General features: G+C 65.4%; 6 protein-coding genes. 3 read left to right on the top strand and 3 right to left on the bottom strand.

Annotated features, from left to right (window positions below; genetic code table 11):
• Window positions 1–433: 433 nt before the first annotated feature.
• Entirely contained in the window at window positions 434–1,585 is a 1,152-nt protein-coding gene (locus E1294_RS51100; protein ID WP_220448432.1) for an ISAs1 family transposase, read from the top strand.
• On the opposite strand, the gene E1294_RS54240 is transcribed toward E1294_RS51100, so the two are convergent.
• The 3 genes from E1294_RS54240 to E1294_RS51085 form a co-directional block, all read right to left on the bottom strand.
• Window positions 1,493–1,915 (bottom strand): hypothetical protein, encoded by a 423-nt coding sequence (locus E1294_RS54240; protein WP_181958685.1) that lies wholly within the window; start codon window positions 1,913–1,915, stop codon window positions 1,493–1,495. The genes E1294_RS51100 and E1294_RS54240 overlap by 93 nt on opposite strands.
• A gap of 113 nt (window positions 1,916–2,028) precedes the next feature.
• Window positions 2,029–2,217, bottom strand: coding sequence for a transposase (locus E1294_RS51090; protein ID WP_132520327.1), 189 nt, complete (start codon window positions 2,215–2,217; stop codon window positions 2,029–2,031).
• A gap of 261 nt (window positions 2,218–2,478) precedes the next feature.
• Complete coding sequence (locus tag E1294_RS51085) at window positions 2,479–3,450, bottom strand: YncE family protein (RefSeq protein ID WP_132520324.1); 972 nt, start codon at window positions 3,448–3,450, stop codon at window positions 2,479–2,481.
• 232 nt (window positions 3,451–3,682) lie between these two features.
• On the opposite strand from E1294_RS51085, the gene E1294_RS51080 reads away from it, so the two are divergent.
• Together E1294_RS51080 and E1294_RS51075 are read left to right on the top strand one after the other, a co-directional pair.
• Window positions 3,683–3,937, top strand: coding sequence for a type II toxin-antitoxin system CcdA family antitoxin (locus tag E1294_RS51080; protein ID WP_132520321.1), 255 nt, complete (start codon window positions 3,683–3,685; stop codon window positions 3,935–3,937).
• A 2-nt stretch (window positions 3,938–3,939) separates the two neighbouring features.
• Window positions 3,940–4,353, top strand: coding sequence for a hypothetical protein (locus E1294_RS51075; RefSeq protein WP_220448431.1), 414 nt, complete (start codon window positions 3,940–3,942; stop codon window positions 4,351–4,353).
• The last annotated feature ends 131 nt before the right edge of the window (window positions 4,354–4,484 follow it).

Here is a 4,484-nt window from a genome sequence, read left to right as displayed (position 1 = left end):
CGCGGATGGCTTGAACGGGCGGTAGTGTGCGTGCCACGAGCGTAGGTCCTTGCGTTGTGCGAACTTTGGACGGTTCAGCACGGCAACCTACGCTCGTTCACATTTACACCGCATCTCGGACGCGACCGTATGGCACCACGTCAGCCGGAGGGATTTCAGCAGAAAGTAGCGGTTCTTGGGGCCTGATGGAGAGTTTCGACCTTGGGTTCGCCGCAGGGCCACGGCGAGGTGTCGGTAACAGCCTGAGTGTCCGTTTCGTGGCATGACTGTTCTGTAGCTTTAGCGGGGTCTGGAGACTCGTCTGAGGACGAGAACAGGCACGATCTTCGAGATCATGAGGTTCTCGACGCCTAATGATCGCCAGAGAAGACCGTGCCTGTCCTGTCATCATCGCCGATCAGTGTTGCTTGGCCAACTGGCCGAGCATGGGCCGGTGACCGCCTCCGCTGCCGAATGCCTCAGCCTGCTGGAGTGCTTCCAACGCCTTCCCGACCCCCGTGATCCGCGTGGCGTCCGACACGCGCTGGCGTCGTTATTGGCCGGTGCCGCGGCTGCCGTGCTGGCCGGCGCACGTTCCTTCACGGCGATCGGTGAGCGGATCGCTGATGCCCCCGCCCAGGTGATGGCCGTCCTCGGCGTCCGCCGGGATCCGCTGAGCCGGGCATGGCAGCCGCCGGACGAGTCAACCGTGCGGCGTCTGTTCGAGCAGATCGACACCGACGCCTTGGATGAGGCGGTGTGCTCCTGGCTGGCCGGGCGAGCCGCCACGACCAGCGCCTCTACCGACGGCCGTGCGCGTCGCCGGGCCGTGGCCGTCGACGGTAAGGCCCTGCGCGGCGCACACCACCGCGGTGGTGAGCCGCTGCATCTGCTGGCCGCCTTCGACCACGGCAGCGGCCTGGTGCTCGCGCAGACCGACGTGGACGGCAAGACCAACGAGATCACCCGCTTCCAACCCTTGCTGAAGCGTCTCGACCTGGACGATCGCGTGGTCACCGCCGATGCCCTGCATACCCGGCGCGAGCACGCCACCTTCCTCATCGAGCAGAAACGGGCGCACTACGTACTGATCGTCAAGAAGAACCAACCCAGCCTGTACGCGCAGGTCAAACGGCTGTCATGGAAACAGATCCCCGTCCAGCACCGCGAACGTGACCGCGGACACGGGCGTGAGGAACGCCGCACCCTCGAAGTCGTCACCGTCACCACCGGCCTGCCGTTCCCCCACGCCGTCCAGGCGATGCAGATCAAACGCCAGGTCAGAGACGGCAGCGCGGGAAAGTGGCGGACTGTGACCGTCTACGCGATCACCGATCTGCCCGCCTGGCAGGCCCCTCCCAGCGACCTGGCCACCTGGATCCGCGGCCACTGGAGCATCGAGAACCGGCTCCACTACGTCCGCGACGTCACCTACGCCGAAGACCACAGCCAGGTCCGCACCGGCAATGCCCCACGCGCCATGGCCACCCTGCGCAACCTCGCCATCGGCGCCTTACGCCTGACCGGAGTCGGCAACATCGCCCAGGCCATCCGCCACATCTCCCGCGATGCCGCCCGCACCCTCACCGTCCTCGACCTCACATGATCGAGAAACCGGACAAAACGCCACTACGCCGGAGCCCTGGTCCCGGATCTGGCCCAGGAAAACTTCAACCCCGATCCATGCCTCGATCTGGGCCGCGCTGGCCCGATCGATCCCGGGGGTCTTGGCGCCCATGTTGGTCGACACACGTTCCCACGCGTGAACCAGGAACGCCCGGTCGTAGACGAGGTTGACCAGGTCACCGAACCGGCGACCAGAATCTTCGGTCGCCCAGCGGTGCAACTTGGTCTGCATCCTCCGTACTGCGAGATACGCCGAATCCGGGTCCGGCCATCTCGCGGCGCCGGTATTCACCGGCGCATCTTCGGACATTACATTCCTTCCTTGACTGACACGCTGCCGCCCTTCCCCATGTGCGCGGGCTTTCCCCGGCTCGGAGTACTACGGCGGCTCCGTCCCATCCACGCCTTCGGCGGGCATCACGCCTATCCATCCTCGGGTCTATGGGCTAGAACCTGCCGTACCCATGAGCGCAGCGCCTCGCGATGCACACCGAGCCGGTCGGCCACCCGGGCAATCGCCCCGGTCTTGCCTTCGGTCTCCTCACGCAGGTCGAACACCATCTTGACGGCGCGATCGCGCAGCTCTTGGGGGTACTTCCTCGGTGCGGGCACGACTCCCAGCCTTCCAGTCTTGGGAGCCTCCAATTAACCCGGGCAGCTCACAACGAGACGAGGCTCCACTCATTTTGTGGTAATATTCCGCCGAAGGAGTACGAGGACGCCTTCTATAAGGCGCAGGAATCGTAGCCTCCAAGATTCCCGGGGCGGTCCACAGCGCCGTACGCCGTGTTCCCAGACGAACGGGGACATCTGCCTGGACCGCGACCGTTCAGCGTTCGCGACGGCCGGGGGACCTGTGAAGCGGTGCTGGAATCAGATGTTGTGGAGCGGCCCTGGCACGGATGGATCTTTCCAGACCTGCAATCGGCCAATGCGGAAGTCAAAAGTGCTCCACACGCCTCTGCCGTCTGGAAGCGGTTCTTCGGTGACCGCATCGGAGGGGTAGTCGATGACATCGACCATGTCCAGCGTGTCGGCCGTGAACAGGCTGGTCTGGCCCTCGAACTCTTTGGCGATGACGCGCTCGGTATCCAAGAATCCCCCTGCCAGGTCGAATCCGACGTCGCCCTCGAAGACCTCCCGGCCCTGGCGGACGGCTTGCACCGCCCCGTCCGGAAACCGGCGAACGGTGAGCTTGTCATCCTCGATCGGCGTGGTCAGATAGCGATCTCCGGACGGATGCAGGTCGGCGAGAACCTCGTAGTCGCATCGGCGGATGAAGACCGCGGCCCGGCCGCTGTCCCACCGGCCCGAGCCGATCCAGCCGACCTCGTAGGGCGCGCCCAGATCCAACAGCAGGTGACGTCCATCGGGATGGGGCAAGATCGAGGAACTGTAGGCGGAGCAGCCTAGCGGCACGCGGTCCAGTACGTCCCCAGTGACTGCGTCGAGCACCCAACACTGGTCCCCACCGACGTCGTGCTCGTGCTGGGGCACCACCACCCAGACTTGACTTCCGTCCGGGCTGAACGCGCAGGAACCCGCTGAACCTACGGCCCCGAGGCGAGGACCCCACGCGTGATGAGACACTCGCCACACAATACGGCCGTCCAGGGCGACCATTGCGATCTGGTCCAAGCCGGCCACCGCGACACGCTGCAGGTCCGTGCTTACCGAGCACTGTCCCTCCCACGGCAGGTCAAAGACCTGCCGCAATGTTTGGAAACACGAGTCGAAGACCAGCAACCGCAGATCAAGGGTGGGCACCTGCCATGTGCCGTCAGCGCAGCGGCGGGGGCCTCGCTCCGGGGATAACGCGCGCTCCGTGATCAGTTCAGGTTGCATATCGCCACATTATGGCCGGGTAGGCGAGACTGCTCGGTCTCCGGAAGAGAGACGGAGCCGCGTTCACTGGACAGACCCGGGTAGCGTCCGTGACGCGTCACACTGCGTCGTACCGGTCATCTTCCCGCCTGACCCGTGATCGGCGTAGATGGGCGCGGGAGCTGCGTGGCGCGCTTCGTGCTCAGCAGCGCCCCAGCCGCAAAAAATCTTACTGTGCTATTAGAATGCGGTCATGGCCGCCAAAGACATCATCAGCGTCACCCTGGACCACGAACTCGTCGAGTACGCCAAGACCCAAACAGGTTCCCTGTCCGCCTACGTCAACGAGGCCCTCGCCGCAAAGGTCCGCGAAGACCGCCGCCGCCGGGCGATCCTTCAAGCCCACCTCGACCGTGCTCATGACAACGCCGACCACGCGCTCGTGGAGCGCCGGATGGCCCACGTCGCCCAGCAGATCGCCGCGTTGACCGGCGAGGCCGCGAAGTGACGTTGCCGCCGCTCATCCTCGACACCGGCGTCCTGGTCGAACTCGCGCGCGGAGACCTCAATCTGATGGAGATGGTGGCCCGCTGGGACGAGCAAGGCCAGGCGATGGTCATGTCCGTCGTCGCCGTCGCCTCGGCCGCCCGGGACTCCGGCTCCAAGGATGCCGCCGACCTGCTGCTCGGTATCGCCACCATGGATCAGATCACCGTGGCCGGACTCCGCGAGCCCGAGCACGGCATCATGTTGGCATCGGTGCTGAACCGGACCGGCCTGGACTGGGGTGACGCACACGTCGCCGCGTTGGCGGACACCTCTGTGTGCCCGATCCTCACCCTCGAGGGCCCACACTGGGCGGCGGCCATCCGCGCCTTCGAAGAGCCTCTGCACATCATCCAGATATCCGACCCGCCCGAGTAGCCGCATGACCGGCCTGTTATCGGGTGATCGGCGATCCCCCGATACCGCGGCTGAATCCTTGCTGACAAGGTGCCCGTCACGTCGATGACCTCCCGTTTTTCCTCTGGTGGGTGGGGTGGTCGGGGTGGAGG

This window comes from Nonomuraea diastatica, from assembly GCF_004349015.1.
GTDB lineage: Bacteria > Actinomycetota > Actinomycetes > Streptosporangiales > Streptosporangiaceae > Nonomuraea > Nonomuraea diastatica.
Note: the sequence above shows the minus strand (reverse complement) of the source record. Positions and strands in the feature narration are given on the sequence as shown.